25 protein-coding genes and 2 pseudogenes are annotated in these 26,560 nt (G+C 40.2%); 15 read left to right on the top strand and 12 right to left on the bottom strand.

Translation table 11 applies throughout. The annotated features are described in order from the left end of the window. The 4 genes and pseudogenes from ANSO36C_RS35110 to ANSO36C_RS26335 all read right to left on the bottom strand — a co-directional run bounded on the left by ANSO36C_RS35110 (position 1) and on the right by ANSO36C_RS26335 (position 2,637). Positions 1-750, bottom strand: a complete 750-nt coding sequence (locus ANSO36C_RS35110) for an alpha/beta hydrolase family protein (protein WP_410174636.1) — start codon at positions 748-750, stop codon at positions 1-3. 2 nt (positions 751-752) lie between these two features. Continuing rightward, on the bottom strand, positions 753-929 hold the full coding sequence (locus ANSO36C_RS35105) for an alpha/beta hydrolase (protein WP_410174635.1): 177 nt from the start codon (positions 927-929) through the stop codon (positions 753-755). Further along, on the bottom strand, positions 919-1,203 hold the full coding sequence (locus ANSO36C_RS35100; protein WP_410174634.1) for an alpha/beta hydrolase: 285 nt from the start codon (positions 1,201-1,203) through the stop codon (positions 919-921). The genes ANSO36C_RS35105 and ANSO36C_RS35100 overlap by 11 nt, the downstream gene beginning before the upstream one ends. 507 nt (positions 1,204-1,710) lie before the next feature. Then, positions 1,711-2,637, bottom strand: a pseudogene (locus tag ANSO36C_RS26335) (DMT family transporter). 291 nt (positions 2,638-2,928) lie between these two features. Between ANSO36C_RS26335 and ANSO36C_RS26330 the strand changes: the two are divergent. Beyond that, complete coding sequence (locus ANSO36C_RS26330; RefSeq protein ID WP_251957075.1) at positions 2,929-5,079, top strand: cytochrome-c peroxidase; 2,151 nt, start codon at positions 2,929-2,931, stop codon at positions 5,077-5,079. Positions 5,080-5,153: 74 nt separating this feature from the next. On the opposite strand, the gene ANSO36C_RS26325 is transcribed toward ANSO36C_RS26330, so the two are convergent. Together ANSO36C_RS26325 and ANSO36C_RS26320 are read right to left on the bottom strand one after the other, a co-directional pair. Then, on the bottom strand, positions 5,154-6,473 hold the full coding sequence (locus ANSO36C_RS26325) for a serine hydrolase (protein WP_251957073.1): 1,320 nt from the start codon (positions 6,471-6,473) through the stop codon (positions 5,154-5,156). Positions 6,474-6,900: 427 nt separating this feature from the next. Further along, positions 6,901-8,079 (bottom strand): GNAT family N-acetyltransferase, encoded by a 1,179-nt coding sequence (locus ANSO36C_RS26320; RefSeq protein ID WP_251957071.1) that lies wholly within the window; start codon positions 8,077-8,079, stop codon positions 6,901-6,903. Between the two features lie 514 nt (positions 8,080-8,593). Between ANSO36C_RS26320 and ANSO36C_RS26315 the strand changes: the two genes are divergently transcribed. Next, positions 8,594-8,914 carry a DMT family transporter gene (locus ANSO36C_RS26315; RefSeq protein WP_251960443.1) on the top strand — a complete coding sequence of 107 codons (321 nt, stop codon included), beginning with the start codon at positions 8,594-8,596 and terminating at the stop codon, positions 8,912-8,914. A gap of 71 nt (positions 8,915-8,985) precedes the next feature. On the opposite strand, the gene ANSO36C_RS26310 is transcribed toward ANSO36C_RS26315, so the two are convergent. Continuing rightward, positions 8,986-10,023 (bottom strand): FecCD family ABC transporter permease, encoded by a 1,038-nt coding sequence (locus ANSO36C_RS26310; RefSeq protein ID WP_251957069.1) that lies wholly within the window; start codon positions 10,021-10,023, stop codon positions 8,986-8,988. A gap of 197 nt (positions 10,024-10,220) precedes the next feature. On the opposite strand from ANSO36C_RS26310, the gene ANSO36C_RS26305 reads away from it, so the two are divergent. The 11 genes from ANSO36C_RS26305 to ANSO36C_RS26255 all read left to right on the top strand — a co-directional run bounded on the left by ANSO36C_RS26305 (position 10,221) and on the right by ANSO36C_RS26255 (position 20,926). Then, positions 10,221-12,434: a phosphoketolase family protein gene (locus tag ANSO36C_RS26305; RefSeq protein WP_251957067.1), complete on the top strand. Its 2,214-nt coding sequence runs from the start codon at positions 10,221-10,223 to the stop codon at positions 12,432-12,434. A 219-nt stretch (positions 12,435-12,653) separates the two neighbouring features. Next, entirely contained in the window at positions 12,654-12,926 is a 273-nt protein-coding gene (locus ANSO36C_RS26300; RefSeq protein WP_251957066.1) for a hypothetical protein, read from the top strand. A 155-nt stretch (positions 12,927-13,081) separates the two neighbouring features. Then, on the top strand, positions 13,082-13,972 hold the full coding sequence (locus tag ANSO36C_RS26295; protein ID WP_251957064.1) for a hypothetical protein: 891 nt from the start codon (positions 13,082-13,084) through the stop codon (positions 13,970-13,972). 532 nt (positions 13,973-14,504) lie between these two features. Then, a complete protein-coding gene (locus ANSO36C_RS26290; protein WP_251957062.1) occupies positions 14,505-14,765 on the top strand; it encodes a DUF2281 domain-containing protein in 261 nt (86 codons plus the stop codon). Next, the gene (locus ANSO36C_RS26285) at positions 14,752-15,165 is read left to right on the top strand and encodes a type II toxin-antitoxin system VapC family toxin (protein ID WP_251957060.1); all 414 of its coding nucleotides are present in this window, start codon (positions 14,752-14,754) and stop codon (positions 15,163-15,165) included. The genes ANSO36C_RS26290 and ANSO36C_RS26285 overlap by 14 nt, the downstream gene beginning before the upstream one ends. 253 nt (positions 15,166-15,418) lie before the next feature. After that, a complete protein-coding gene (locus ANSO36C_RS26280; RefSeq protein ID WP_251957058.1) occupies positions 15,419-16,438 on the top strand; it encodes a tRNA-dihydrouridine synthase family protein in 1,020 nt (339 codons plus the stop codon). Positions 16,439-16,694: 256 nt separating this feature from the next. Continuing rightward, entirely contained in the window at positions 16,695-16,946 is a 252-nt protein-coding gene (locus ANSO36C_RS26275; protein WP_251957056.1) for a hypothetical protein, read from the top strand. A 285-nt stretch (positions 16,947-17,231) separates the two neighbouring features. Beyond that, a complete protein-coding gene (locus tag ANSO36C_RS26270; RefSeq protein WP_251957055.1) occupies positions 17,232-17,558 on the top strand; it encodes a lysine N(6)-hydroxylase/L-ornithine N(5)-oxygenase family protein in 327 nt (108 codons plus the stop codon). A gap of 111 nt (positions 17,559-17,669) precedes the next feature. Further along, positions 17,670-18,389 carry a hypothetical protein gene (locus ANSO36C_RS26265; protein ID WP_251957053.1) on the top strand — a complete coding sequence of 240 codons (720 nt, stop codon included), beginning with the start codon at positions 17,670-17,672 and terminating at the stop codon, positions 18,387-18,389. 211 nt (positions 18,390-18,600) lie between these two features. Beyond that, a complete protein-coding gene (locus ANSO36C_RS26260; RefSeq protein WP_251957051.1) occupies positions 18,601-19,368 on the top strand; it encodes a DUF1350 family protein in 768 nt (255 codons plus the stop codon). Positions 19,369-19,789: 421 nt separating this feature from the next. Beyond that, positions 19,790-20,926 (top strand): PP2C family protein-serine/threonine phosphatase, encoded by a 1,137-nt coding sequence (locus ANSO36C_RS26255; RefSeq protein ID WP_251957049.1) that lies wholly within the window; start codon positions 19,790-19,792, stop codon positions 20,924-20,926. On the opposite strand, the gene ANSO36C_RS26250 is transcribed toward ANSO36C_RS26255, so the two are convergent. From ANSO36C_RS26250 to ANSO36C_RS26235, 4 genes are all read right to left on the bottom strand, one after another. Beyond that, positions 20,927-21,253: an STAS domain-containing protein gene (locus ANSO36C_RS26250; RefSeq protein ID WP_251957048.1), complete on the bottom strand. Its 327-nt coding sequence runs from the start codon at positions 21,251-21,253 to the stop codon at positions 20,927-20,929. 874 nt (positions 21,254-22,127) lie between these two features. Beyond that, positions 22,128-22,781 (bottom strand): nucleotide exchange factor GrpE, encoded by a 654-nt coding sequence (grpE, locus tag ANSO36C_RS26245; RefSeq protein WP_251957046.1) that lies wholly within the window; start codon positions 22,779-22,781, stop codon positions 22,128-22,130. A 91-nt stretch (positions 22,782-22,872) separates the two neighbouring features. Further along, positions 22,873-23,364, bottom strand: coding sequence for a Dps family protein (locus tag ANSO36C_RS26240; protein WP_190940934.1), 492 nt, complete (start codon positions 23,362-23,364; stop codon positions 22,873-22,875). A 162-nt stretch (positions 23,365-23,526) separates the two neighbouring features. Further along, positions 23,527-23,790, bottom strand: coding sequence for a ParB N-terminal domain-containing protein (locus tag ANSO36C_RS26235; protein WP_251957045.1), 264 nt, complete (start codon positions 23,788-23,790; stop codon positions 23,527-23,529). 265 nt (positions 23,791-24,055) lie between these two features. On the opposite strand from ANSO36C_RS26235, the pseudogene ANSO36C_RS26230 reads away from it, so the two are divergent. Both ANSO36C_RS26230 and ANSO36C_RS26225 read left to right on the top strand, forming a co-directional pair. Next, positions 24,056-25,644, top strand: a pseudogene (locus tag ANSO36C_RS26230) (SpoIID/LytB domain-containing protein). A 34-nt stretch (positions 25,645-25,678) separates the two neighbouring features. After that, entirely contained in the window at positions 25,679-25,816 is a 138-nt protein-coding gene (locus tag ANSO36C_RS26225) for a hypothetical protein (protein WP_251957043.1), read from the top strand. A gap of 292 nt (positions 25,817-26,108) precedes the next feature. Here ANSO36C_RS26225 and ANSO36C_RS26220 read toward each other — a convergent pair whose 3' ends face one another. Next, positions 26,109-26,408 (bottom strand): ferredoxin, encoded by a 300-nt coding sequence (locus tag ANSO36C_RS26220; protein ID WP_251957040.1) that lies wholly within the window; start codon positions 26,406-26,408, stop codon positions 26,109-26,111. Positions 26,409-26,560 lie beyond the last annotated feature (152 nt).

The following is a 26,560-nucleotide window of genomic DNA, read 5'->3' as shown; positions in this document are numbered from 1 at the left end:
CTAATCTTTTCCAGACTTGCTGATGCTCAATTCTAAAGCGCGACACTGGAGCAGTAAAGACATATTCCAGCTTTTTTGCAGTGCTGCTGGTTGACAGTCTTGTTTTAGCTGTTGAAAGTTGATTTTAGCGCCTGCTAAGGCCAAGGCTGTGTAGCCTCCCAAAGATTGACCAAATACTCCGACTTTTTGCAGATTTAACCGACCTTTAAAACGTGAATCAGATTGATTACCTTTTTCCAATTGATTCAATATATATGTTACATCTAAAGGCCGGTCTTGAAATTCACTTGGTTCTGCTACTTCAATCGCCTGTCTATTTAGTAGAGAACGCAATTGTTTCGCATCGCTACCAGGATGATTGGGAACGACAACGGCAAATCCGTAAGAAGATAGGTGCGTGGCTAAATATTGAAAGTTGCTGCTATCTAAACCCAAACCGTGAGAAATCACAATTACGGGTGCAGCATTCTGGACATTGGGAATGTAAACATCAGTCAATAAAAGCCGATTGCGCTTTGAGTCGAAAAGTTTTAGGGTGTATTTTTGCGACTTAAATTTTCCCGGAACCTGCAAATTGGGCAATTGTGAGAAATTTGTTTGGGAAATGGTAGCAGCTTCTATTTTAGACTGTTGGGAAACTGCTGCGATCGCCCGATGGGTTTGGTTAACAAGTTTCTCCAATTCCGTAGCTATTTCTAAAGTCTCTGCGACATCAAGGCGAATGCTGCTGGTGGGGTACTTACGCAACACATTCAAAAGTGTACAAGACCTCCCGATTCAGCAGAGGCTGAAATTAGTGCACGAACGCAAAGCACCAAAATCCTGGTTCTGGCTGATTGGTTTGAATCACTTGCGCCAACCGATGCTAGCAAAAATTCTCCTTGCGGTGTGTAGAGAAGTTGCGAAACTACTACCGGACTAACTTTCACACGGTTTAAGTAAAATCTGCCGCAATTCTTGAAGCTGTTGTAGAGGCAGATATTGCTGATAAGCTGCCAAGTCTTCGTTAATTACACCTGTTTTGGCGTAGTTTTCTAAAGTGGCTACTGAAATGGAAAACTCCAAAGCTGAATAAGATGCATAAATCCGCTCTGCTGCCAAGACAGAATTACTAATTCCAAATGTTGGCAGCACCATTGAAAGAACCAGCAATAAGGAATTTTTTCTGAGGGTGCTGGCCCAATTACCAAACAAACTATTCATCGCTCAACGGTTTCGGTGGTCTGGTTTTCTCAGGTGTTGGCTTTGGTAGTTATTCGGACACCCTGCTTGGTTTACTTAAAGTTATTAGCCTCAATTTTATCAAAACAGAATTTAGGAGTGAGGAGTTACAATTCAGGACGAATTATGTATGACTTGCGAATGTAGGTTGCTTAAAATAATGGGTATAAATGGGTTTAAAATGTCTACCAAATCTGAGATTTAGTAGTCAAAAAAAGTAGTGATTCCCAATGCCCTAATAATTTATTCTGACTCCTGAATTCTGATTTTTGAATTCTTTTTCAAGAATTTTTCGGCTATAAAGTCAATAATCAAAGACTACAGAGTTACACAGATGCGTAAAGTATCCGGTTAACTTCAGTAGTTTGCCTTCACTATTAAATCATAACAAATAAAAAATACTCTGCCTCAGTGTTTATGTTGTAGCTTTGAAGAGAGGACAAATTTAGTAGATAGAAAATTCCGTAAAAGTCCGGAAATTTATTTTTGTTAATTAGCTTTTCCCAAGGCGATCGCTACTGAACCTGTGACTACTAAACCGGCTCCTAATATTGCTATAGAAGTGAAGTGTTCTGGTGGTGTCCAAGAAGGTGCAATTACTGATAAAACTGCAACTAATATTAATGTCACAATAGGAGCTAAAGCTATTACCGCACTCACTCGTGATGCTTCCCAATGTTCTAACGATTCAGCAAAAGCGCCCGTAAGCGATTAAAGTATTCAAAGCACAAAAAACCAACACTCCTAAATGAAAACTAGTAAGTATAAAAAGTGATTGTATTTTGGCTAAAGGAGTGAATAATAAAGCACATCCCCCGTAAATAACCAGCATAATGCTAGGGGAAGATAAAGATTGTAATAACTGTTTTGTGCCAAAGCATAAATAGCCCATGCAGTTTGCTCCTAACGCAATCAAGACACTACCTAGTATATATGTGCCATGGCGCTGTAATTAAATTTGTTACTTGTTCCCGAAAAAATAAAACATAACCGCAAATCATTACACTTACACCAATCCATTGAGACAGCCGATAAACGTTCTTTAAAAATCACTAACCCTCCGAAACCTAATAAAAGGGTAGATAATTGAATGAGAACTTCAGCGTTAGCAGGTGATGTTAGTGCTAAACCTTGCATGAACAAAAAGTAATTAATCCCTAAAAAAAGTGTAGCGATCGCTAATAACTTCCAAGATGCAGAACGCAATTGTTCTAACTTTGGTAATTTACCGCGTATTCCTACATACACAGCAAGCAGCAGAAATGATACCAACAAGCGAAACCAAATAACTGTATAGACATCAAGTACTTGTAGAGTTATCGCCAGAGCAATAGGTAAAATTCCCCATAATAAGACCGTCAATAGCGATAACGCTAGTCCTAAGCGCCACCGACCGGAACTTTGATGTAGTGACATTGAAATATCCTACTCAAAGTAGGGCTGATAATAATTTAAAACACATCTAATTTGTATATCTAATATTTTATCAAACTCTTGTTGAGAAGATATATTAATAGCCTATTTAATGCAAATTCAATATAAGATAATCCATTTACTCGGCTAAATTGATTATTTGTAGCCAATAGAGGATACTTTTTCTTTGTTCACGTAAAATTCGTAAATAGCGTGTTTATTTTACATGAATATTAAATTTAAGACTTCTTTATAAATGTATACTCAATCACAATGTTATTCTATAAAACAACTATGGGGATTATACCCATAATCAGCTTAGTAGTCTTGACTAGTGCTTTATCAAGTTACTTGCTGCTGACCTCAAGAGGTCGATTTTTGCTCAAATCTTTGGTGTCAAAAATAAAGCGGCAAGAGTGGAGATTCAGATATGGCAAGCTTAACTATTTGAGATCAAGATTTTCCAGAACTATAACAATTGCTGCCATTATTTTGGTAGCAGTAATAGCTGGAAATAGTGTGTCAGCAAAGGTTACGGGGTTGCCTCCAGCTTCGCTTAAGAGTATATCGGTTCCAGAGCCTGATAATCTTGGAGACTTTGTAAAAGACAAAGTAGCCGCAATCAAGTTAGGAAAAGCTCTTTTCTGGGATATGCAGGTTGGGAGCGACGGACAGTCCTCTTGTGCTAGTTGTCACTTCCATGCTGGAGCCGATAATCGATCCAAAAATCAAATCGCTCCTGGTCTTTTGCGAATTAACGCTGATGGTACAGAGAATCCAGATAAAATTTTTAATGTAGGCGGATTACCAAACTACCAGCTAAGAAAAGAAGATTTTCCCTTCCACAAGCTGTCAGATCCAGACAATCCTGCGACTGTTGTATCTGACAATAACGATGTCAGTTCTTCTCAAGGTGCCTTCAATACTAAGTTTGTTGATGTCAAACCCGGTAGTGCAGAAGACCAAGTAAAAAACGAGCCAGATGAAGTTTTTAACGTGGGAGGCATCAATGTGCGGCGCGTCCAACCGCGTAATACGCCAACCGTAATTAATGCAGTATTCAACTTCCGCAACTTCTGGGATGGAAAAGCACAAAACATTTTTAACGGGGTGAATCCCTTCGGTTTAAGAGATCCTAACGCTGCTGTCGTTAAGGCAGAAACCCCAAATAATCCCAAATTTGTGAAAATCAGCCTAAATAATTCGTCTTTGGCATCCCAAGCACTAGCACCGCCACTCAGTTCCTTTGAGTTGTCGGCTAATGGCCGCACATTTCAAGAAATTGGTGATAAGTTCGGGCGAATTGACAGAAAATCTCTTGGCGTTGGTAGGGGTAAAAAACTCCCCCGAAAACTTGCGAAAAAGTTATTTTCCCTCAGACCGCTAGGTAAACAGGTTGTACATCCACAAGACAGCGTTTTAGGTAGAGATAGTAGGTCGCCCAAACCTGGACTCAAAGATAGAACCTACGAGCAAATGATTAAAGATGCCTTCAAGTCTGAGTGGTGGAAGTCTAATCAACTCATCCAAATTGATGCTGAAGGTGTACGGACTTTTGTCAAGAAGCCTGATAACTCTTCCCAAACTGATGAGTACTCAGTGTTAGAGTATAACTTCTCACTATTCTTTGGGCTTGCAGTTCAGTTGTACGAGTCTACACTCATTTCCGACGATACGCCTTACGATCGCTTCTTGGAAGGAAACCGCCGTGCCCTAACCGCGCAGCAGCAACGAGGTAAAGGACTGTTTGAGGGCAAAGCTTTGTGTATTGGTTGCCACAGTGGATTAGAATTAACATCTGCTTCAGTGAGCAGCGTGACTCAAAACGGACGAATCAAGCGTGTGCCATTCGGACTAAAATCTCCTGAAGATACTGGCTTCTTTAATATCGGTGTCAGACCGGCCACAGACGACCCAGGTTTGGGTGCTAATGACGGTTTGCAGATTAACGGTCAAGGTAATCCGCTTTCAGAAGCACGATTGGCTCAACTGGGTAAATTTAAGGATCTCCTTGGTGAAAACCCCCCTATCCTTACTCCACCTTTGAATTCCACTGAAGCTGTGGTTGCAAACGGAGCCTTCAAAGCACCTGGACTTCGTGATGTGGAACTTACTGCTCCCTACTTCCACAATGGAGGTCAAGCGACTCTAGAGCAAGTAATTGATTTTTACAATCGAGGTGGTGATTTTGGCGCTCTCCCCCCGTTAGGTCTGTCATCAGCAGAAAAACAAGAATTGGTCGCCTTTTTAAAAGGGCTAACGGATGAACGAGTCCGGTATCAGAAAGCGCCCTTTGACCATCCACAACTGTTTGTCCCCAATGGACATCCGGGTAATTCTAACTACGTTGTTAATGACGGCACTGGTAAAGCTACAGATAGCCTACTAGAAATTCCTGCTGTTGGTAGGAATGGTGATAAGGGCACTCCAAATTTCTTGAGTTAATCTCATTTGACGAAATATCTGATAAAGATACTAGGGGCGTACAGATGTACGCCCTTACATTTACGATCGCTTGACTAACGAGTGGGTAGGTGTAGCCCACCGGAGGCATCGCTATTCGGTTCTATATTGCTAACTGTGGTTTGGTTTAGGTAATTGTAGACTCTGCGAGAAACTTCACGGACAAAATCTCCAGCTTTGCGATCGTGGTTTGGTCTTTGCACCAAAACACCTGCTAAATAGCTTTTCCCGTTAGGCATTTCAATAATACCCGCATCACCAATAATAAATCTCAATGTACCAGTTTTGTGGGCGATCGTAGCTCCTTTACCAATACCAGCTGGTAGCAAACTGTTGGTTTTGACACGGCGCATGATGCCTAAAACTTGATTTCGGCTGTTTGGAGATAGCAAACGATTATTAGAAACTAATGCCGCTAATCTGACCAAATCTTTAGAACTAGTTGTATTTTTGCCAGCGAGGTCTGGAAGTAGACGGCGAACTGCTGTATTTGGCAATCCCCAGTTACGAAAACGTTGGTTAACTTTCGCTGCACCACCCAAACGATCAAGAACCATATTGGTTGCGGTATTATCGCTAATCGTCATCATTAAGGTAGCAGTTTGGAGGACGCTAAATTTAGTTCCAACGGGTTTGTATTGCATAATTCCAGCTTCACCAACCCTTAAATCGCGCCGCATCACTAATTTATCTGTTAGTTTAATTCTGCCAGCATCTATTTCTTGGAAAAGAGCTACTAACAAGGGAAATTTGATTGTACTGGCAGCAGCAAATCTTTTTTCACCATTAATATCTATATAGTTACCTGTATCTAAATCTAAGAAAAATATTCCCGGATTCAATGATTTATAAGTTGCCAACAATGCGCGGATTTGAGAACTGATACCAACCATTTCTTGGCCAAGATTCACAACACCAGCAAATGTAGATGCATCTGTGGATTTAATAGTAATATTTTCTCTATTCTCCCCAGCAATGGGATTATTTTGGCGGTCAAATGAGTTGAACTTGACAATCCAGTGAGAACGAGAATCTCCTTTAATTGATATATTTTGGGGAGTAATATGATAACCACGAGCTAATTCTACGACAAACCGAATGGTTTTACTGTCTGATTTTCCAATGCGAATTTCTTTAACTGCATTACCAAAACTTTTTTTGACGCTATCAGAATTAAAACTAGTTCCAGGTAAGTCAATGACCAATCGGTTAGGATTATCTAATAAAAATGCTTTTGGTTGGACTCCAGAAGTTGTAGTTAAGTGTAATTGGTTTTGCTTAGAGTCAAAGTACCAAGACTGTAATCGTGAAGCTTTAGCTTGTCCTGCAACTAGAAGCAAACTGCTTAAAGCGATCGCAAGTAAATGTGATTTCATGTTGTGATAGTGGGAGTGCAAGTCAAATAAGGAGCAGCTAATCAACTTTACCTTAGATTCTTTTCTGATGATTATACTGAACTTCCGGAGAAAAAAATCATAAATACTGTTGAGTTATTTTTGGAAATGATATTTGGCATTAGATAAGCACAAAAAATCATCATTACTTATTAAAAGTAAATCACTGATAGTTTTATTCGTGATGTCAGGTGGCAACAACAGAAATTGTTAATCTAGCGAAAGGACGAGCGAAGGATTAATTATGTTTCCAACCACCAATAAATAAATTACTATTGAACCTAATACCAATTCACGAAAAGCTTGATACATATAGATTCCTGGTAGGGGCACGGCAATGCCGTGCCCTTACCAACGTATTTGTATCATTAACTAAAATTCAACGCAGGGGGAGTTTCGTCGAACCCCATTAAAAGAAATCAGCCATCCAAGGAGAACTACCCGCAAATATTTGCGTAGCTGCTGAAATAGCTGTTTCTGTCCCATGCAGTTTTCCGGCTATTTGCAAATGGTAGGGTGTGAACAAGCTTGTATATAGTGGTGCTAGTTCTCGGACATTTAGTTGCAGCTCACCTTTTCCACCTTTTGTAACTTCACCGCGTCCATTGGCAACAGAAAGGATAAATTTGCCATTATTTGCATCTAGTAAATTATCTTGAATATCTAGGTGCAGTTCAGCTTGAATTCTTGATGGATAACCCCGCATTTCCAATGCCTTGACTACATCAACTATCCGCAGCAGCCAACGCATTGTATGTCTGAGTTTGGCAGTTTGCTCTGGTAGCAGCAATGTCAAGGAATCGCTTACAGAACTTCTCCACCGTACTTGGTCAATTTGGGAGCGATGACTGGCAAGAAAAGACCAAAATGATTGTGCCGCCGCAGCAGTGAGAATTACCCAATCCTTGATTCGGAGGATTGCCCCATCTTCGCTTGAATGTTGACTGAAGAGGATGTAGCCTTGGGGTTTCTCTTTTGTACCGATAAAATATGCGTAGAATGTCTCTTTCTCGTCTGCTTGGATTAAGCGCTCCCAGATTGCTGGATGTCGGTCTAAATATCCATGCGTTAGTCTTGCTTGCTGCTGATATAGTTCGTGAAAGACTTGATGATTAACCGGAACTATTGGTTGCAAAGGTAGAGGTTGCTCCCGTAGTTGAATACTTTTAGCAGGAACTTCCCAATTACACCAGCTACCCCCCTGCTCATACCCGACTTTTCGGTACAAACTTTGCACAGCTGGATAAAGAGCAGAGAGCGGTATACCTTTAGCATAAAGTTCTTTGAGCGTCTGCTGCATGAGAGCGATCGCAGCTCCCGAACCGCGATACTCTGGAGCAATACCCACTGCGGCAATTCCTGTCATTGGTACACGCTCACCACCCCACCACTGGCCCATATCCAGAGTTGCCAATCCACCAATTAATTGCTCTGACTGACGAATAATGCGAAAATTTTTTACCCCAACCTGGTTGATGTAAACTTCCTCACCACCAAGAGCGCTGATAAAACACTGCTCAAAGATAGTCCCAAGCTGCTGAATATCCTGTGGATGGGCAAGAGTGCTGTATTCAAATTGAGCCGTCATCTCTCATACCATTAGTAGGACGAAACCACAATCAATAGTACAGCAGGCGTTGCCCCAATGCTTCACCAATTTCATCGTTATAAGCCCCTATAATCAGGCTAAACTGTAACACTACACGTTCAGTTTTAACTATTGGGACACTTACACTTTTGAAGAAGAATTCAGAAGTCAGAATTCAGGAGTCAGAATCAAGACGCTCGCGGACTCGCTAACGCTTCTCTACGAGACGCTACGCGAACGCTATCAGTCGGAGATTCAGACCCGCGACTGATTGAAGACCACCAGATTTTCAATTTGGTGGGGGTCTTAAACCCGATTATTCAGACGCTCGCGGACTCGCTAACGCTACGCTATCCACCAGTCGTACAGAATTCATTCTGAATTCTGACTCCTGACTCCTGAATTCTGTTCGATAAATTTATCTGTTAATGAGTGGCTTCAGGACTGTTTCTTCTATTAATATGGCGTGGTGTGCCGCTCGTTGGTTGCTCTCAACAAACCACTTACAAAAAATATGTCAATAAGTTGGATTTACCTTATATTAGCAATCCTCTTTGAGGTTTCAGGCACAACTTGCATGAAATTATCGCAGGGATTTACTAAAATAGTTCCTTCAGTATTAATATTTGTCTTTTATGGACTTTGTTTTACTTTTTTGACCTTTGCGCTAAAAAGACTTGAAGTCAGTGTAGCTTATTCTGTCTGGGCTGGATTGGGAACTATCTTAGTAGCTATTATTGGGATTATTTGGTTTCGTGAATCTGCCACATTCATCAAACTTGTGTCGATCGCTTTAATAATGATAGGGGTAATTGGCATTAACGCAAGTCAATGAAGGGGGCAGGGAGCAGCAGTGAATTATGGCTCAAGTAGATTGAAAATTGCTTTTTTTAGCCTCATATTAGCTCAAAATTTATTAAACCCAGCAGAGCGACGATAAAGTAACCAGATAAACAGTGGTGAACCCAACAAGGCAGTAACGGAACCGACTGGTAATTCTACTGCTCCTAGTCTAGAGAGTAAATCTGCAAAAGTAAGTAACCATGCACCTGCAAGGGCGGAAAGTGGTAAAACAAAGCGATGATCCGTACCAACAATCAGGCGGACACCGTGAGGGACAACAAGACCGACAAATCCAATCAAGCCACTGATGCTGACTGCGCCTGCGGCTAAGAGAGTGGCGATACCACCAATTAACAGGCGCGATCGCGTCAACGAAACCCCTAAACCGACGGCTAAATCATCTCCCAAAGCCAGGACATTTACCGATCGCGCCAGCAAGCATCCCCCGATCAATGCAACGATGATGTAAGGGCCAGTCGTAGCAATTTCTTGCCAGCCCCGTCCATTGAGACTACCAACCAGCCAACTGAGCGCAATTTGAATTTGGCCGTCTTCAGCTAAAAGCAGCAATGTACTTTGTACAGCACCAAATAAAGAACTCACTGCCACTCCGCCTAAAATCAACCGTTCAACTGAAATTTCCGACCCCGCACGACCGAGCAAAATAACGATCGCTGAAGTCAAAATAGCTCCCATCCACGCTGCTAAAGGAATTGCGATCGGGAATATTTGCCAGACGATCATCAGAATCACAATTAATCCCGCACCCGCAGAAATACCTAAAATAAACGGATCTGCAAGACTATTACGTAACATCCCTTGCAACAGTGCCCCTGACATTCCCAGGGCTGCACCGACAAGCAGAGCAGCTGTAATGCGCGGGAAACGCAAATCCCAGAGAATTGTCTGTTTAACCGGATCGCCTTGGCGGAGTATAGCTTGCCAAAATTCCGACATACTTAAGGGTACTGCTCCTTGAGAAAGCGACAGCACTAGCGTTACTATCAGTGCTGTACTAAAGAGTAAAACAGCCCAAAATACGCGGTGTTCAGTAAAAATTTTCTGAAATGGTCTAGTCAAATTCCGGTCTAGTATTTTCATTCACTATAATCTCTCCCATTTGCTACTTAATATTTTTTTGCTACTTAAATTAACTGAAATTTTGGTTATGTGACATTTAAAGTACTTATTCTAACGTTGCGAAAAAGCAATAAACTGTTACAACCTCGAAGATGTAAAATTTTTGTTAAATTCAACGAGCATCTACAGTTTCACCTAATCGTCAAAAGGTACTCAGCATGACTGCAATCTCCCCAAAGGCATCTTCAGCGCTTCCCAATTTTTCTGAAGGGATTCAATATTTTGGTGAAGCGTTACCAGATTTTGAAACTTATGGTGCTACACCTGCTATTGAGTCGGGAAAAATAGCGATCACATCTCCCACAGATAAAGCAGCTGTATATCAAACTTTACTTGCTGCCGATGCTCTGCGCTATCTGACTTTGCAAGTTACCGCTAGTAAAGCTTCTGGGCATCCCGGCGGATTCGCCAGCCAAGCAGAAGCTTACGCATCTCTTGTCATGCTGGGATACAAAAACATTATTACCGAAGTCGGACACCACGCCCCTGGATTTTATAGTGCCATGTTCTTGGATCGTTCGCTAGAGGACATGGAAATTTTTACAGTCCAACAATTGCGCGATCGCTTCCGAGAAAAGCACGGACTTTTAGGACACCTTTCTGGGTTTATTCCCGGTATTCTTGCACCGGCTGGGCCATTAGGACAAGGGCAACACTTTGCAATGGCGGCAGCACTGTTACACAAAGATAAGTTGTTCCCCTTTACAGTTGGTGATGGTGGATTGGGTGAGCCTTATATTGTCAGTGCGATCGCGCATTTCCATACTGCTTATCCTGCTGTCACCAACTTCTTACCAGTGTTGGTGTGGAACGGTTACAGCCAAGAACATCACAGCATGGTTTCTCTTAAAACCAACGAACAGATGCAAGCATATTGGCAAGGTAACGGTTTTGATGAAGTCGTGTTAGTGGATGCCAAAGATTTCGACGATCAAAACCAGCCAGGGGATTACGTTGATAGTACTGCCTTTTCTTTTGAGAAACGCCTAGCATTTACTCAAGCAGTACTTTCTGGTGTAGATAAAGCAGCGCGTTTTGCACTGGGTGGTAAACTTACCGTCTTCATTATTAAACAACTCAAAGGTGCAGGAGTTCACGCGCGGGGTGCAAAATCTCACAACCTTTATCCTAAAGATACGCTGGATGCGCCGCATATTGTAAGTGCATTGCAAACCCGTGCTTTGTCTGCGGAAGCTTGGCAATTAGTCAGAACAAATGCCGAACGCGCCGGTGGAGGGCCAGCAGGAAAAACTGTGGTGACAGAATTTGAATTTCCATTACCAGAATTAGGCGAATTACCTTTAGAAGAATATGCAGTTGGAGGCGAACCAAAAGTTTCCACAACCGCAATGGGACGATTGGTAGGAATAGTTGGAAAGAAAGATCAAAATTTCCTCGTCACCAACGCCGACGGTAATGAAGCATCAGGAATTGCTAATATCAACCAAGCATTAAAAATTATCCACCCCACAACCGATGATTTATATAACCAAGCACCAAACGGACAAGTTTATGAACCATTGAGTGAAGATGCTTGCGCCGGTTTAGCCGCCGGTTTAGCGTTAATGGGTGCGAGAACTTTGTGGTGTTCTTACGAATCTTTTGCCATCAACGGATTACCAATTTGGCAAACTGTAACCCAATCAATGGCAGAATTGCGCCGTAAAACTCCCTCGACTATTACTTTATTCACAGCAGGCGCATTAGAGCAAGGGCGCAACGGTTGGACTCACCAACGTCCAGAAATTGAAGCTTACTTTGCTTCGTTGATGCGAAATGGAAATGTTTTCCCATTATTTCCGCCTGATGCTAATAGTATTCAAGCTTGTTATGACTGGGCATTGAAAACTAAAAATAAGGGAGTTGTGATTACAGCTAGTAAATCGCCGTTGCCAATTCGCACAACTTTAGAACAAACTCGTCAGGCATTACGTGATGGTGCAATACTATTACATGAAGTTGCTGGTGATAGACAAGTTGTATTTGCTGTAATTGGCGATTTAACATTAATACCAGTATTTGAAGCTGCTGCTTTCTTAGAAACTGAAGGTATTGGTGTCAAGATAGTTTCTATCATCAATCCTCGGCAATTGTATCGTCCTCATGATACTGCGTGGGATACCTGTTCTGAACCCTATAGCGATTTCTTGGATGATGCCAAATTTGCTGAATTATTTGATGGCGATGCGCTAATTGCGGTGACAGGTGGTGCTGCGGCGATGTTAGAACCAATTTTGTTACGGAGTACAGCCAAGCGCGACACCTTCGCTTGGAAGCGTGGGGAGACTACAGCCAGTGCTGGCGAGTTAATGGCATTTAATGGATTGACTGCTGAGGCGTTAACGAAACGTGCGATCGCATTAGTGCATTAAATGATATTGCATAAATGCGGGATGATTTTATTGAATTTTCTTTTGCGTTTCATCCCTAGATTCAGCAACGCCTATTAAATAAAGCTGAAATTGTTTCTACTTTTATCGCATTTATACGTATAGAAACGCTGAAATTGCGTCGGAATGCGTATATTTGCGTTTTTTTATTGAAGAGAACTTAGCAGACAGGAAAAATGGGAGTAGATTTGCTGAAATTTTTTGACAAAAGCTGGTTTTGGAGTCGCAAAAGCTAGTTTTGGAGTCACAAAAGCTGGTTTTGGAGTCACAAAAGCTAGTTTTGGAGTCACAAAAGCTAGTTTTGGAGTTGCAAAAGCTAGTTTTGGAGTCGCAAAAGCTAGTTTTGGAGTCAGAAACTTAGTTTACAAGTCGCAAAACTTGATTTTTGTAGCTAAGACGAAGGGTGATATTTTTATCTGGAAGCATGGGGAATGTGGAGACTTGAGGAAAAGTGCGATCGCTTTAGTGCATTAAGGTTGGGTTTTGTAACTAGAAAAGCCTGATTTTCTAACCGCATATGCACGCAGATAAACGCAAATAGATTAGCGGTTCAATACGTGTATATCCTGTTTTGATTGTAATTATTTTTTTGTATATTTTTAATATGTAAATAATCCCCAAAGTATTTTATGTATAAGATAGAGGTCAAGATTGATGGGCAATTTATCAATAATTTTTCTAATGATTCTATCTATGATTTAGTTTTTCTTGACTTAGAATTTTGGCCGGATTATTTACCGTTACAGGGAAAAGCAGTACAAAGAATATATGGATACACCATTACTCGGCTTCTCAAAAGAACTAATCAGCAATATATCAAAGTTAAATTTTTAGAGTTTGAAGTTGAGGAAGAGCAACTTGTTAAGGAAATCATGCAAGATATTTCTAGGCTGAAAAACAAAACTTTTATCGGCTTCGAGATAAAAAAGAGTGATCTAAAAACGTTGACAAACAGATTTAAAGCTCTATCAATATACCCAAATGTTAATGAAATAAAACTATTTGATTTTAGAGATTACTCGCAAGAATATGGCTATAAAGGATTAAATGGTTTATTTGAACAACTTGAAATCAAAGTAAATAAAAAAATTGACGGTAGGTATTTTCGTAAGAATCCCAGAAAAGTATTTTTACGAAAAAGCGGCTGGATAGATATTTTATTAAATATGTTTGAGTATTGTTTAGAAGATGCCGCAGGTTACTTTGAAATTGTGTCAAATTGGAATAAAAAAAATCCTTTAATAACTAAAAATATGATTATAAGTGAATCATTAAATTCCTCTGAACTAGAGAAAGAAACATCAGTTACACTAATAAATCAGGATGCAGAAATATTTTCTCTGCAAAACTTCCAGCCAACATCACACCAGCTTCTAAGTAGTCTCACAGTAGCAGACTTGGAAGCTTTAATCATCAAAATTGTTCAGAAAACTCTTAAAGAAGAGATGCAGAAGCTAAAGCACGATCATTTACTAGATCAAACAAAACAGATAAATGATCCACTAAAAGTTTTTGTATAAGCATTTACAACAAAATAATATACACGTATCACACTCTAGAGATTGGGCAATACCTATCGCCTGTTCGCGAACCGTAACCATCCATATAATCTTTATTCGTAGACAAATCACTTGCTGCTTCCACACAACCAATGTATTCTTGAGCCAGAGTCAAAGCCGAAACACCTGAATTTTTATCTTGAGAAGATAACTTTTGCTTTTGGATTTTCGCAAGTAAAAATTCTACAAAATCTAACGCCTCTTGTTACTTATCAGGAGGTAATATTCTTACCTTGTCTATAATAATTTCTTCAATGCTCATTTTCTCTAGCGTCTCGCATAAACTAAATATATTTTAAACTTTAAAGTATTTTTTAACTGGATGCCTTTAGCCGCGACTTCAATCGTTAGGTACTCAAGAGGATAAATTTAGGAAGTATACATCGCACTGTTCACATTAATTTATCACGCGCGATCGCGTCACTTCACCCAAGCTTAGAATTAGTCTATAATAGGTTCATCCCGAAAAATTTTCTCAATTTAGAAGTTAATTATGCTAATAAAATTTGAAGAGATATATAAAGATATTGATACTTTACCAGAAGAAGCTCAACTATTGCTACTAGATTTTATTCAGTTACTCAAAAAGCGTTATCCTCAAGCAGAATCAGAACATCATAGTCAAGAAAAAAGTCTCTATGAAAAGTTTGATGAAATTGGATTAATTGGTTGTTGTTCTGTGGAAGAAAATTTATCAACCATACATAAAGAAGTTTTATCTAATACATTAGATAAGAAGTATGATCATCGTTGATACAGGATTTTGGTTAGCTCTTGTTGATAAAAAAGACACTCACCACAAAAGAGCGAAACAAGCTTTAAAACAATATAATGAACCTTTAATTACAACATGGTGTGTTGTCACAGAAACCTGTTATCTTTTGCTAACCCGCAAGGGAATTGACGCTGAAATTACTTTTATAAATAGTCTGCAACAAGAATTATTTACAATTTTTAATTTAGAAATTCACCATACTCCCCGAATTATTGAATTAATGAAAAAATATGCTGATCTCCCAATGGATTTGGCCGATGCTTCTCTGGTAATTTTAGCAGAACATTTAGGGCATGGACGCATTTTTTCAGTAGATCAGCGTGACTTTAATACCTATCGTTGGAAGCAAAGTTATCCTTTTGAAAATCTCCTATTTTGAAGTAATTATAAATTTATCAGCCGCGATCGCACAATTTATCTTCTACCAATAGGACGTACTTGTATACTGTTCAGGTAAAATAATTAGAAACATCCCATCGTAGGGGCGCAAGACCTTATGCCTGTACAAATCTACAAATAATTTGGAATAATTTATTTTTTACAAGTCCCTAACAACGCTCAACCTGATTGCAAAGAAGCATTAAATATGGCTTTCTTGATAAAGTGATGTTTTGTCGATCGCTAAAATCTCTATGTCCCAGGTATCGCTTCCCCAATCGCGGCATCCAGACTTACCCCTCACTGCTCTTGCGCCCATGCAGGATGTGACAAACCTCTGGTTTATGAAAGTCATTGCCCACTACGGCAGCCCTGACTACTTCTTTACCGAGTATTTCCGCGTGAATGATACCTCACGGCTCAATCGTAGCATTCTGGCAGCAATCACCGAAAACGACACAGGCCGCCCCGTTTTTGCTCAAATGATTGGCGAAAGCATTCCAGACTTAGTAAGAACAGCAAAGGAACTCTGCAACTATAATATTGCAGGAGTTGACTTGAACATGGGCTGTCCAGCACCTAGAATCTATCGCAAAAATGTTGGGGGTGGATTGCTGCTCTCACCAGAAAAAGTGGATCGGATTTTGGGAGAATTACGGCAGGCTGTCAACGATCGCCCTTTAACCGTTAAGATGCGCGTAGGCTTTGAAAATACAGATAACTTTTACAAAATTCTAGATATAATCAATCACCACAGCATTGATTTGCTGAGTTTGCATGGTCGCACTGTAAAAGATATGTACCACGGGGCAGTGAAATATGATTTGATTGCTGAAGCGGTGAAATGGGTTGATTGTCCAGTGCTTGCTAATGGCAATATCCACTCTGCGACAACTGCCCTGAAAGTGCTTTCTCAAACAGGCGCGGCGGGTGTGATGGTGGGACGCTGGGCGATTGGGAATCCTTGGCTTTTTAATCAAATTCGGCAGGCTTTGCAAGGAGAAGCGATCGCGCCCGTTCCTTTAGTAGAAGTACGCAACTATATCGATCGTTTATGGCAAACCCCGGCAGCAGCAACTATGCCAGCGCGATCGCGCGTAGGCTACCTCAAAATGTTCCTCAACTACATTGCCTTGAGTGTTGACGCTGAAGGTCATTTCCTGCGGCTGATGCGACAGACACAGACTGAGGTAGAAATGTTTAACCTCTGCGATCGCTTTCTCGTTACTGATCTGACAAAAACTTTAGCCCTAGCACCCTACTTAGGCGTATAACTATAGCAGTCCTAAATCATTTGTGAAAATTATATATCTCTTTCTTCTTTCTTCCCTTTGCGTCCTTGGCGTTCTTGGCGGTTCGTTTCCTTATCAATATTTTTCACAACTCATTTAGGACTGCTATAGTCAGACCTGCTTCTTTTGCAGCCTGATAACGTCGTTCTCCTGCTACTAATTCATACAGATCATCTTTAATGTGGATTGTAGATGATAACCAAAATCTTGAAACTGAAATTATTGGTATCTAAAGAGTATGACAGATAAAACAGATTTATCACAAATAATTGCCAGCAAAAACGACAATCCACTAATTCTGCCACCTGAAAATTTACAGCCAGAAGAAAACGTAGAACTTGAGCAAAAATTGCGAGAACTCAAGTTTAAACAAGAACTAAGAAAAGATTGGATTTTATTTATTGTCAGAGATGTAGTAATTTTTCCTGCCGCCATCCTTTTTATTTTTGCTGCAAGTGGTTATTCCCTATTTCTTCATATTCATGGGTAACTTACTCTTACTATAATTTTTAATCAACCACAGAGGCACAGAGTACACAGAGAAAAGAGAGATGATATTCACAAATAATTTGGAATTTTTGGAAATTATTTCTCTCTGCGTTCTCTGCGCCTCTGCGGTTATTTAAAACATTTTAGATCAGTAAAATTGCGTAACTAATTTTACAGGCGACGAAGCCAACTTGTGGCCAATACTTTTAACTTTACTGTTGCAGAATTGCTCCCCGAAGCTACTCCAGAAATTAGAAATGCCCCACGCGTGTCTTTTTAGGTGTCTATGAATTTCTTTGAACATCAGGATCGGGCACGCCAAAATACGCAACAATTAATCGGGTTATTTTCCCTGTCGATCGCAGTTATGATTATGGCGATTTATATTGCCACTCTATTTCTGTTCCGCATGGCTCCCCGTATTTGGTGGCATCCAGGGATGTTTCTCTACGTGGCTGGGATTACAATAGTTGCGATCGCAATCGGAAGCTTATATAAAATTTCCTATCTCCGTTGGCTATTTACCAGAACTATAATCTGTTGCCTTTTTATTACATTTACAGGCAACAGTTATTTTTGTAAAAATGTATCATATTGTACAAACAATATTTAGACTGCCTAGAAGTATTAACTTACTTAAAAAAGTTTAGACAAAATCTCAACATTTCAGAAATTTGATTGCTATATTAGATTAAATAACTATTCTGGCAAGGGTTGAAAAGCTGTGCGGGATGATTTACAGGGCTTGGAAATTAGTCAGGATGAGCTGCAAAAGCTGACTAATTTGCCTGTCAATGAGGAACTTTTAATCATTACAAATCCTCTCAAGAGATTAGCAAAAACATATATACAAAAAATTAAAAGCTCTGAAGGAGCAACTGTTGTATTTATGGGTTTTTCTACATTTGTTTTTGTTTACATCTTGTTTGAGATAACTATTAAGTTTTTTGTTACATGGGTAACAATTCCATCTTGGATATTATTAATCTTATTAGGTCTTTGGGTTGGTGGACTTACGCAAACCATCTTATATTTTATCTGGAAAAGTAGAAGTAAGCTTGTTAAAAATAACATGACAAAATCTCTGCAAATTCTGTTAAATGAGGTAAATAGATATAACACTGTTATTAGAGTAATAAATATTAATGATCAAATAGAAGAAGCTGGGAATCCAGAAGTAGTTATAAATAAAAGAGAGGGTGTGATCGAAGCCCTGAAACTCACCAAATCTGATCTAGTTCGCGCTTTAAAAACAGAAAGAATTTTGAGGGAAAATAAAAATTTTATTCTTAGCAATACAGAATTATTTGTCAATAATTTAGCAACTTTAACAGCCATGCAAGTAAATGAACAGGCTACTGAGCATGGAAGATTGCTCAATGAAGCATTACAAATTGCATTAGACGTACAACACGAAATGAAAAGATTGCAGACTCAGCGTTAAGTATAGTTCGTAATTCGTAATGTAAATTTAGAAAGCACTGCTGAATTCACTTAGCACTCAGTAAGAATTGGGGAAGGCGTAAATGCATAGGCGGTTCTGGGTGGATTGGTAGCCTACTTGCTAGATATTAATGGCTTTTTCCATAATCTTTCCCACGGTTGCAATCCCCGGTCTAACATAAAGAATATTCGTAAAGCGATCGCTTATCCATATGGACTGGAAAGAAATTAGAGGGAACTGGGTAATCATTCCCCGAAATCCCATAGGTATCGTTCATTTTTTAGGAGGTGCATTTGTCGCCACTGCACCGCACATTACTTATCGCTGGTTACTTGAACAACTGGCAAGTAAAGGTTATGTTGTAATTGCTACGCCTTTTGTCAATACACTGGATCATACTGCGATCGCAAAATCTGTGCTGTTAAACTTTGACCGCACCCTCGAACGCTTACATGACTCTGGAGCATTACGCAAGCTTTACTTCCCCATCTACGGCATTGGTCACAGTATGGGCTGTAAACTTCACTTGCTGATTGGTAGCCTCTTTGAAGTAGAACGCGCAGGCAATATTTTAATATCCTTTAACAACTATGCCGCTAAAGAAGCTATCCCTTTAGTAGAGCAGTTCAATTCTACTTTTGCGATTGAGTTTACTCCCTCACCGTTGGAAACTAACCAGCTTGTCCAAGAGCGTTACAATATCCGGCGCAATTTATTAATAAAATTCAGTAATGACACCATAGATCAATCGGCAGCTTTAACCAAAATCTTACAGGAACGTTTTGATGAGATGGTGACAGCACAAACATTACCAGGAACTCATACAACACCTTTAGGTCAAGATATTAAATGGCAAACTGGAACATCTTTCACTCCCTTTGACGCTTTAGGACAATGGTTCAAGCAAGAAGCATACCGCGACTTGAATCAGCTAAAAAGCAATATCCTCTTGTGGTTAAATCCTCTGGCAGCACCATAATGTTTTATGACTATCAAACAGTCGTAAATTCGATAGGTAAATAGAAATGAGTTATAGCGCTTTTTAGTTGAGTCTAATAGACACCTAACCCCCAACCCCTTCTCTACAAAGGAAGGGGAGTAAAATTCAAAGCCTCCCTTCTTTTAGAAGAGAGGTTTGGAATGAGGTAAAATTCTATTGCGTACAAATCATAAGTGCTAAGTAGGTAGGCGAAAAAACTTATAACTATGCCATTGCGAACGGAGCGAAGTAATCGCAAAGGTTTTGAGCGTTTTAGATTTGGTTACATAGTTAAGTTTATTTATGCCTATTTACTTATAGTAGCATCCCTGTATTGATACTACTAACTAATTAGCCCATATCTTATTTTTATTTTGTATTTTGACAGCAAATTATTAATGAGTCTTTGCAAAAACGCCGTATGTTTCAAATACTAATAATTGATGACGATTATTCAATAAAAATACTCCTCAAGAGGATGTTAGAAAAACAGGGTTATGAGGTAGTTACTGCCAGTAGCGGGGAGGAAGGAATAGAAAAGGCACTGGTTTACCATCCAGCACTAATTATTTGTGATTGGATCATGCCTGGTTTAACTGGCTTGGAAGTTTGCCACCGTATTAAGACAGATCCCCAATTTTTTACTACATTTTTTATTTTATTAACATCCTTAGATTCCGTTGCCGATTGCGTCAAAGGTCTAGATGCTGGTGCTGATGACTTTATTTCCAAACCTATTGAACACAATGAATTACAAGCAAGGGTAAGAGCAGGATTACGTTTGCATCAGTTGAGTAGAGATTTGCAGGCTCAAAAGTTGCTTTTAGAAGCAGAAATGTCAGAAGCAGCAGAATATGTGCGATCGCTACTGCCTGTTTCTATGACTGAACCCTTCAATATAAATTTTCGATTCATTCCCTCACGACAACTCGGTGGTGATTGTTTCGATTATTATTGGCTCGATGATGATTATCTGGCAATTTACTTACTCGATACTGCCGGGCATGGACTCAAAGCAACCCTTCCCTCTGTTTCGGTGCTAAATTTGCTGCGTTCTCGTGCGCTAAAAGGTCTGAATTACTATCAACCTAGTGAAGTATTGAAGGCTTTGAATGATACCTTTCAAATGAATTATCAAAATGATAAGTACTTTACAATTTGGTACGGAGTTTACAACCGAATTAACCGCCAGCTAGTTTATGCCAGCGCCGGCCATCCACCAGCAGTTTTAATAACTGGCATATCTCCAAGGAAGTCTAAAGTTAAACTCTTGAAAACCCCCGGTATGCCTGTTGGGATGTTTACAGAGGCAAAATATGTTGATGAATCTTGCGATATTCAAAAATTCAGTACCCTTTACATTTTTAGTGATGGCGCTTATGAAATCACTAAATCAGATGGCACGCTTTGGAGTTTGGATGCTTTTATTCAGCTACTAGTTAGCTTACAAAATCCGCTTGATTGTCAACTGGATCATGTACTGAGTTATTTAATTGCCCTAAACTCCAAAGATGCTTTTGATGATGATTTATCTATTTTGCAAATGAAGTTTGATTAATTACGTTTTGGAGACTAAAATCTGATTAAATGCATCTTGACTAGGGAATATTTCAAATACTTTATCCATATTAGTCAGTTCAAATAATATCCTGACTTGCTCATTAATTGAGCAGAGAACAAGCTTAGTGTCCGCAGCCCGCAATGTTTTGAAAGCTAACACCAAAGCTCCCAAACCGGAACTATCCATAAATGTTACATCTTTAAAATCAACTAACACAATCTTCGCACCATTTTCTAAAATATCAGTGATCTTTTGTCGAAAATCTTGTGAAGTTGTGGCATTTAAATTACCACTTAGCTTAATAACTTTTACTTGTTCTCTCATAATTATGTCACGCTGATTTGTGTAAAGGAGGCTCTGATTTCGCCATTATAGAACATTTAAAAATGCTTGTAAAATAAAATCTATGATTAAATATTGAGTAATTATTGATAATTGAAATGATTATAAAGCTGAATTATCAATATTTTAATCTGATTTTATGAAGTCAAAACCCCTTAATTTCATAAGTATTGTTTTACTATTAAGAACAAACCAGTTCTAGAGAAACAAGGTAAATCTCATTGATTAAACATATACTCTTTTACAAGCTGAAGTTAGTGTTTTTCAGATTATTTACCAAATATTTTTGCCAAATTAAGATTCTCCAATAAATCTGATCGTGGTAGCCGTCATTAAACCATTCAAAATTTCAAGGGTAACAGCGATCCCTACGCGCAGCTAAACCGAGTATAGTAGGAGCGTTCCTCTGCCTGATTACTGGGTACTGGGTATAAATTGATTTTATAATTTAGCGGCAGGTCTGCATCACCCACCAAATTTTCCCAATATCCAGCCCCCAATTCAGCACTACAAGCAAAAATACTATGAAAATTACTCAGCTATCGGGATTTCAGATCAAAATCATTATTTAGATATGATCATTTCTTGACTACTGAGTATTTATGATAGTAACTAGGATCTACGTTTATTTATGTCCAATTACTTACATTATTGAAATAATTTACCTCTGAACTACCCCTCTAGAGCCAAAAATTTCGCTTTCAACAGCCCGAAGAAAGGCGGAACTTACACCAACGCCTAGGAGAATTTGTCAGAAGCGATCTCGCCTCTGCAATTTTAGTATTCCCAATATCTGTCATTTCTCAGCAGACAACACAAAAAGTAAAGAGTTATGAATTTGTAACTCCTAATTCCCTCAAACAGGACTCACTTTAGCTCTGTAAAGCAGCTTTTCACCTTGAAAGTAGCCAATGTAGCGTACCTTGACTGTTTCTCCAGGTTGTGCTGTTCCCTCCATTAATTGGTGCAGTTGGGGATCATAAGGTAATTCTGCTCCCACGGGTGCGATCGCTTCCACTCCCCATGCCTGCAAAAGCTTTTCTAGGGGTTTCTGCACCAACGGCACTATTTTGACTGCCGTTAGCTGGGGATTCTCCTGCGCTTTCTGTGCTGCTGTTGGCCATTGCAATAATAAAGACTCCAGCAGTTGCAAACTCGACTGCTGGAGCTCTTGTAGCACTATCTCTCGCTGCTGTTCTAATTGAAGTTGCGAGCGATCGTACTCTCTTCTTAAATCTGTAATTTCTTGTAACAATTCCTGGGTAGGCGCTGTTTTCTCTTGAAACAACTCTACCCTTGAAAAAGTTGTGATTAATTCACTCAATGGCATCTGTAGGACTGGCGACAGCTTGAGCAGCACATCTACGCGCATCTGCTCTAACTTTCCTTGACGTAACCGCAAAAGTTGACGCTCTGAGACACCAGCCGCGCGACTCAGCGCTTTAAAATTAGAAATACCTACTTGTTGCATTAAGTTTTGCAACTTTTGGGTGAAATTAATATTGGGCATGGAACTTGGGGCATTAGGGCATTGGGAATCGGGCATTGGCGATTAAGTTTTATTCTCTGTTCCCTATTCCCTATGCCCTATCCCCTATTCCCTATTCTTCCAGTAAACTTCTCAACATCCAAGCTGTCTTTTCGTGTACTTGCATCCGTTGAGTTAATAAATCGGCGGTAGGTTCGTCGTTAACTTCTTCTAGCAGGGGGAAAATAGATCGTGCAGTTCTGACTACAGCTTCTTGTCCTTCCACTAGCAAGCCGATCATCTCCACAGCTTTAGGAACTCCGGGAGTTTCTGGAATCGAACTTAGTTTGGCATATTCGCTGTAGGTTCCTGGTGCTGGATAACCAAGCGCTCTAATTCTCTCGGCTATTAAATCAACTGCTAAGGCTAACTCTGTATACTGGGTTTCAAACATCAGATGTAACGTTTGGAACATCGGCCCGGTAACATTCCAATGGAAGTTATGAGTTTTCAGATACAGTGTATAAGTGTCAGCCAATAGGTGAGATAAACCATCGGCAATTTTAGCCCTACTCGCGTCGTCAATGCCGATATTCAAATTTTTGACTGTTACTTTCGATGACATAATTTTCTCCTAATTAGGTTATATGTAATTGGGAATGGCGGAGAGGTGACAGGGGAGAGGTGACAGAGAATAATCTTAACCGACAAGTAGCCAGCGTAGAAGACCAACAAAGAGGTGACATGTGATAGGGAATAACCTCTACCCTTCTTCACTCCCCATTCTCTATGCCAAGTGCATCTTTAAAACGCTGCGGGGTGCTTTACGGACTCTGGCTAAAACGGTTTCTTTGCCTAAACGCTGGCAAGCTTCATACCGATGGCAACCAGAAAAGCCATAATATTGTCCATCTACTTCTAGGACATCAATAGGTTCTTGTTGCCCAATTTCCGTAATCGATTCCATTAAAGCTTGCACTTTATTTGGATCGTTTACACGGGGCAATGGCCGTTTTATCTGATTTAATGGAATTTCTTGGACTCTAACCATAAAGAGTTTATCCAACTAGTTCTGTTTCGTACCTCTAAATAAATCATAGTCATTATGACTTCGTTTTGCAACTAATATTTGGGGCAAAATTGGTAATGGTATCATTGGGGCACTCATGCGACAAAAAAACCGCGCTATAAAGCAGTTGGAAAATCAGCTCCAACGACGCATTAAGGGGCAGAAGACGCTCTCTACGTTCGCGCAGCATGTCGTAGACAGATGCTGCGCGAACGATTACTCGCTATCGCTTCACTATCAGGTAGCCATGAAATTTTCTTTTTGGCGTTTTTCCCACACTGTGCTGACAACATTTTGTCTATTGGGGCTGACTGCTGCATCAGGGCCCGAGAGCAATATCCAGGATATCGAACTGAAAATTGGGATTGTGCAGCGATTTGGAGCCGAAGCCACAGCCAAGCTGCAACTAGAACCTCTAAAGGGCGATCGCTTAAGGTTAAAGTTTCAAGCGGGTAACAAGCAGCAAATCCTGTTTACCAAGAACCCTGTAAAGCTGGAAACAGTAATGCAAGCTTTACCCCAGTCAGCAGTTGAAGAAGTTGTAGTTTTGGGCACATACCGCACTTTTGAGACTGCGGAAGACAGTGCTAATAAATGGCGTTCTCAGGGAATGGAAGTGGAAATAGCCCAGCCAGAACGCTGGCAAGTTTGGGCAAAACGAGATGTTTACAGCACTCCTTTACTGCGACGCTTGTTATTGCAGAACATCCAAGTTTCTATCAAAGACAAGGTATATCTCGATACTAAGATTTTAAAACAAGTGCCGCGAGTTAGTTGGGTGGTGGATGGTAATCGCTATAGTCCGAATGATTTGGAAATTAGCACAGATAAAAATTTGATTCGGGTGAATAAAAGTGACAAACCAGAAAATGCTCGTCTTTATGCTGGTCGATTGAATTTGCAGCCAAATGCTTATGGTACATACACTCTAGTTAACCAAGTACCTTTAGAAACTTATTTGCGTGGGGTTGTGCCTTATGAAATAGGCACGGATGCACCAAAAGCGGCGCTAGAAGCCCAAGCGATTCTCGCCCGGACTTATGCCTTGAGAAATTTACGTAGATTTGCCGCCGATAACTATCAGTTGTGTGCTGATACTCATTGCCAAGTTTATTATGGGCTGAAGGGAGCATCTGCCAAAACAGACCAAGCGATCGCCTCAACCAGGGGTAAAGTAGTAACTTATAAAAATGAACTGGTAGACGCTTTATATTCTTCTACCACTGGCGGTGTTACCGCCTCCTTCAGTGATGTCTGGAATGGCAGCGATCGTCCCTATCTGCGCCCTGTACTAGATGCTGCGACTAATTTTTGGGACTTGTCTAAGCAGAATTTAGCAGACGAAAGAAATTCCAAAAATTTATTAATACGAAACAAGGATTTAATGAAAGCAAGTGGGATATGTTTCGTTGGCATAAGGAAACCCCTTTAAAGGATATTATCAAAGACTTGCAGAAATTTTACAGGTGAAAAAACAGTCCCCATGCCAAATTTAAGACAATTCAAGCGATGGCAGTAGTGAAGCGAAGCCAGAGTGGACGCATCCTTGAACTAGCGGTTAAAACTGATCGCAGCACCTTTATTCTGCACAAAGACGAAGTTCGCAGTGCTTTTGCAGCTCCCACAAGTACGCTTTTTTACATAGAACCTTTGAACAAAGGTGAACCGAATCTCTGGGGATACGCTTTTATTGGTGGTGGATTAGGACATGGAGTCGGCTTGAGTCAAACTGGCGCTCAAAATTTAGCTAAATTAGGTTGGTCAAGTCCGAAAATTCTCCAATTTTACTATCCTGGTACTCAGATTCAAATTCTTACTAAAGAGATTAAACTTTAAGCTAATTAGAAACTCCACACTTAGAGCAAATTTCATGTATTCAACCACATCTGTCGTAGGAGTGCAAAGTCTTGCGCCCCTACTATGTGGCAATACGCTTGGGTTAGCGCCAACAACCTTGAAATGTGTAGGTTGGGGAGCCACTGCGTTGGGCGGCTATGCCGACTTGTAGCACGTGGCGTTTGAGGAACGAAACCCAACATTTTCGGGGCTTTGTTGGGTTGCGCTTTGCTTAACCCAAGCGTATTGCACTATGTGGTCTATTTATCTGAAAATTGCTATAAAAAATTAAGCAGGAACACAACATCTACTGTGTTCCTGCCCTACACAAAATTAGGCTTTTTGTCAAAGTCTCTTTTAGAAGCACACACGACACTAGAAGGGTATTGACCCTAGATGCCCTGCTTGTATTTTGTCAACATTAGTAACTCTTGCAAGAGGTTTATAGTTGAGTCGCTTAACTCTTAGTAAAGGTCTTCTTCTTTGTGAGTTTCGATTGTTACGTCAGAGGTTGGGTAAGCAACACAAGTCAGTACGTATCCCTTTTCTATTTGTTCATCATCTAAGAATGACTGATCGCCCTGATCGACAGTACCCTTGACGATTTTACCTGCACAGGTCGAGCAAGCACCAGCGCGGCAAGAGTAGGGCAGGTCAAGACCAGCTTCTTCGGCAGCGTCTAGAATATAGGTATCATCATCAACGTCAAGTGTTGTGTTAAGTCCTTCGGCCTCGTTAAGTAGTGTCACTTTATAACTTGGCATTGAGTAATCCTCTCTTTTGCAAACGGTAGTATAAGTTATATTAAGGCAAAGGTAACGGCTGTTCTGTGGGATTAGCCGCTGGTTTAAATTTGCTTCAATTCTGATACTACGGGAAAAATTAAACGATGCAACTGGAAATTGAACCCGATTAG

Origin of the sequence: Nostoc cf. commune SO-36 (genome assembly GCF_023734775.1) — a bacterium.
Classification (GTDB): Bacteria; Cyanobacteriota; Cyanobacteriia; order Cyanobacteriales; family Nostocaceae; genus Nostoc; species Nostoc commune_A.
Note: the sequence above shows the minus strand (reverse complement) of the source record. Positions and strands in the feature narration are given on the sequence as shown.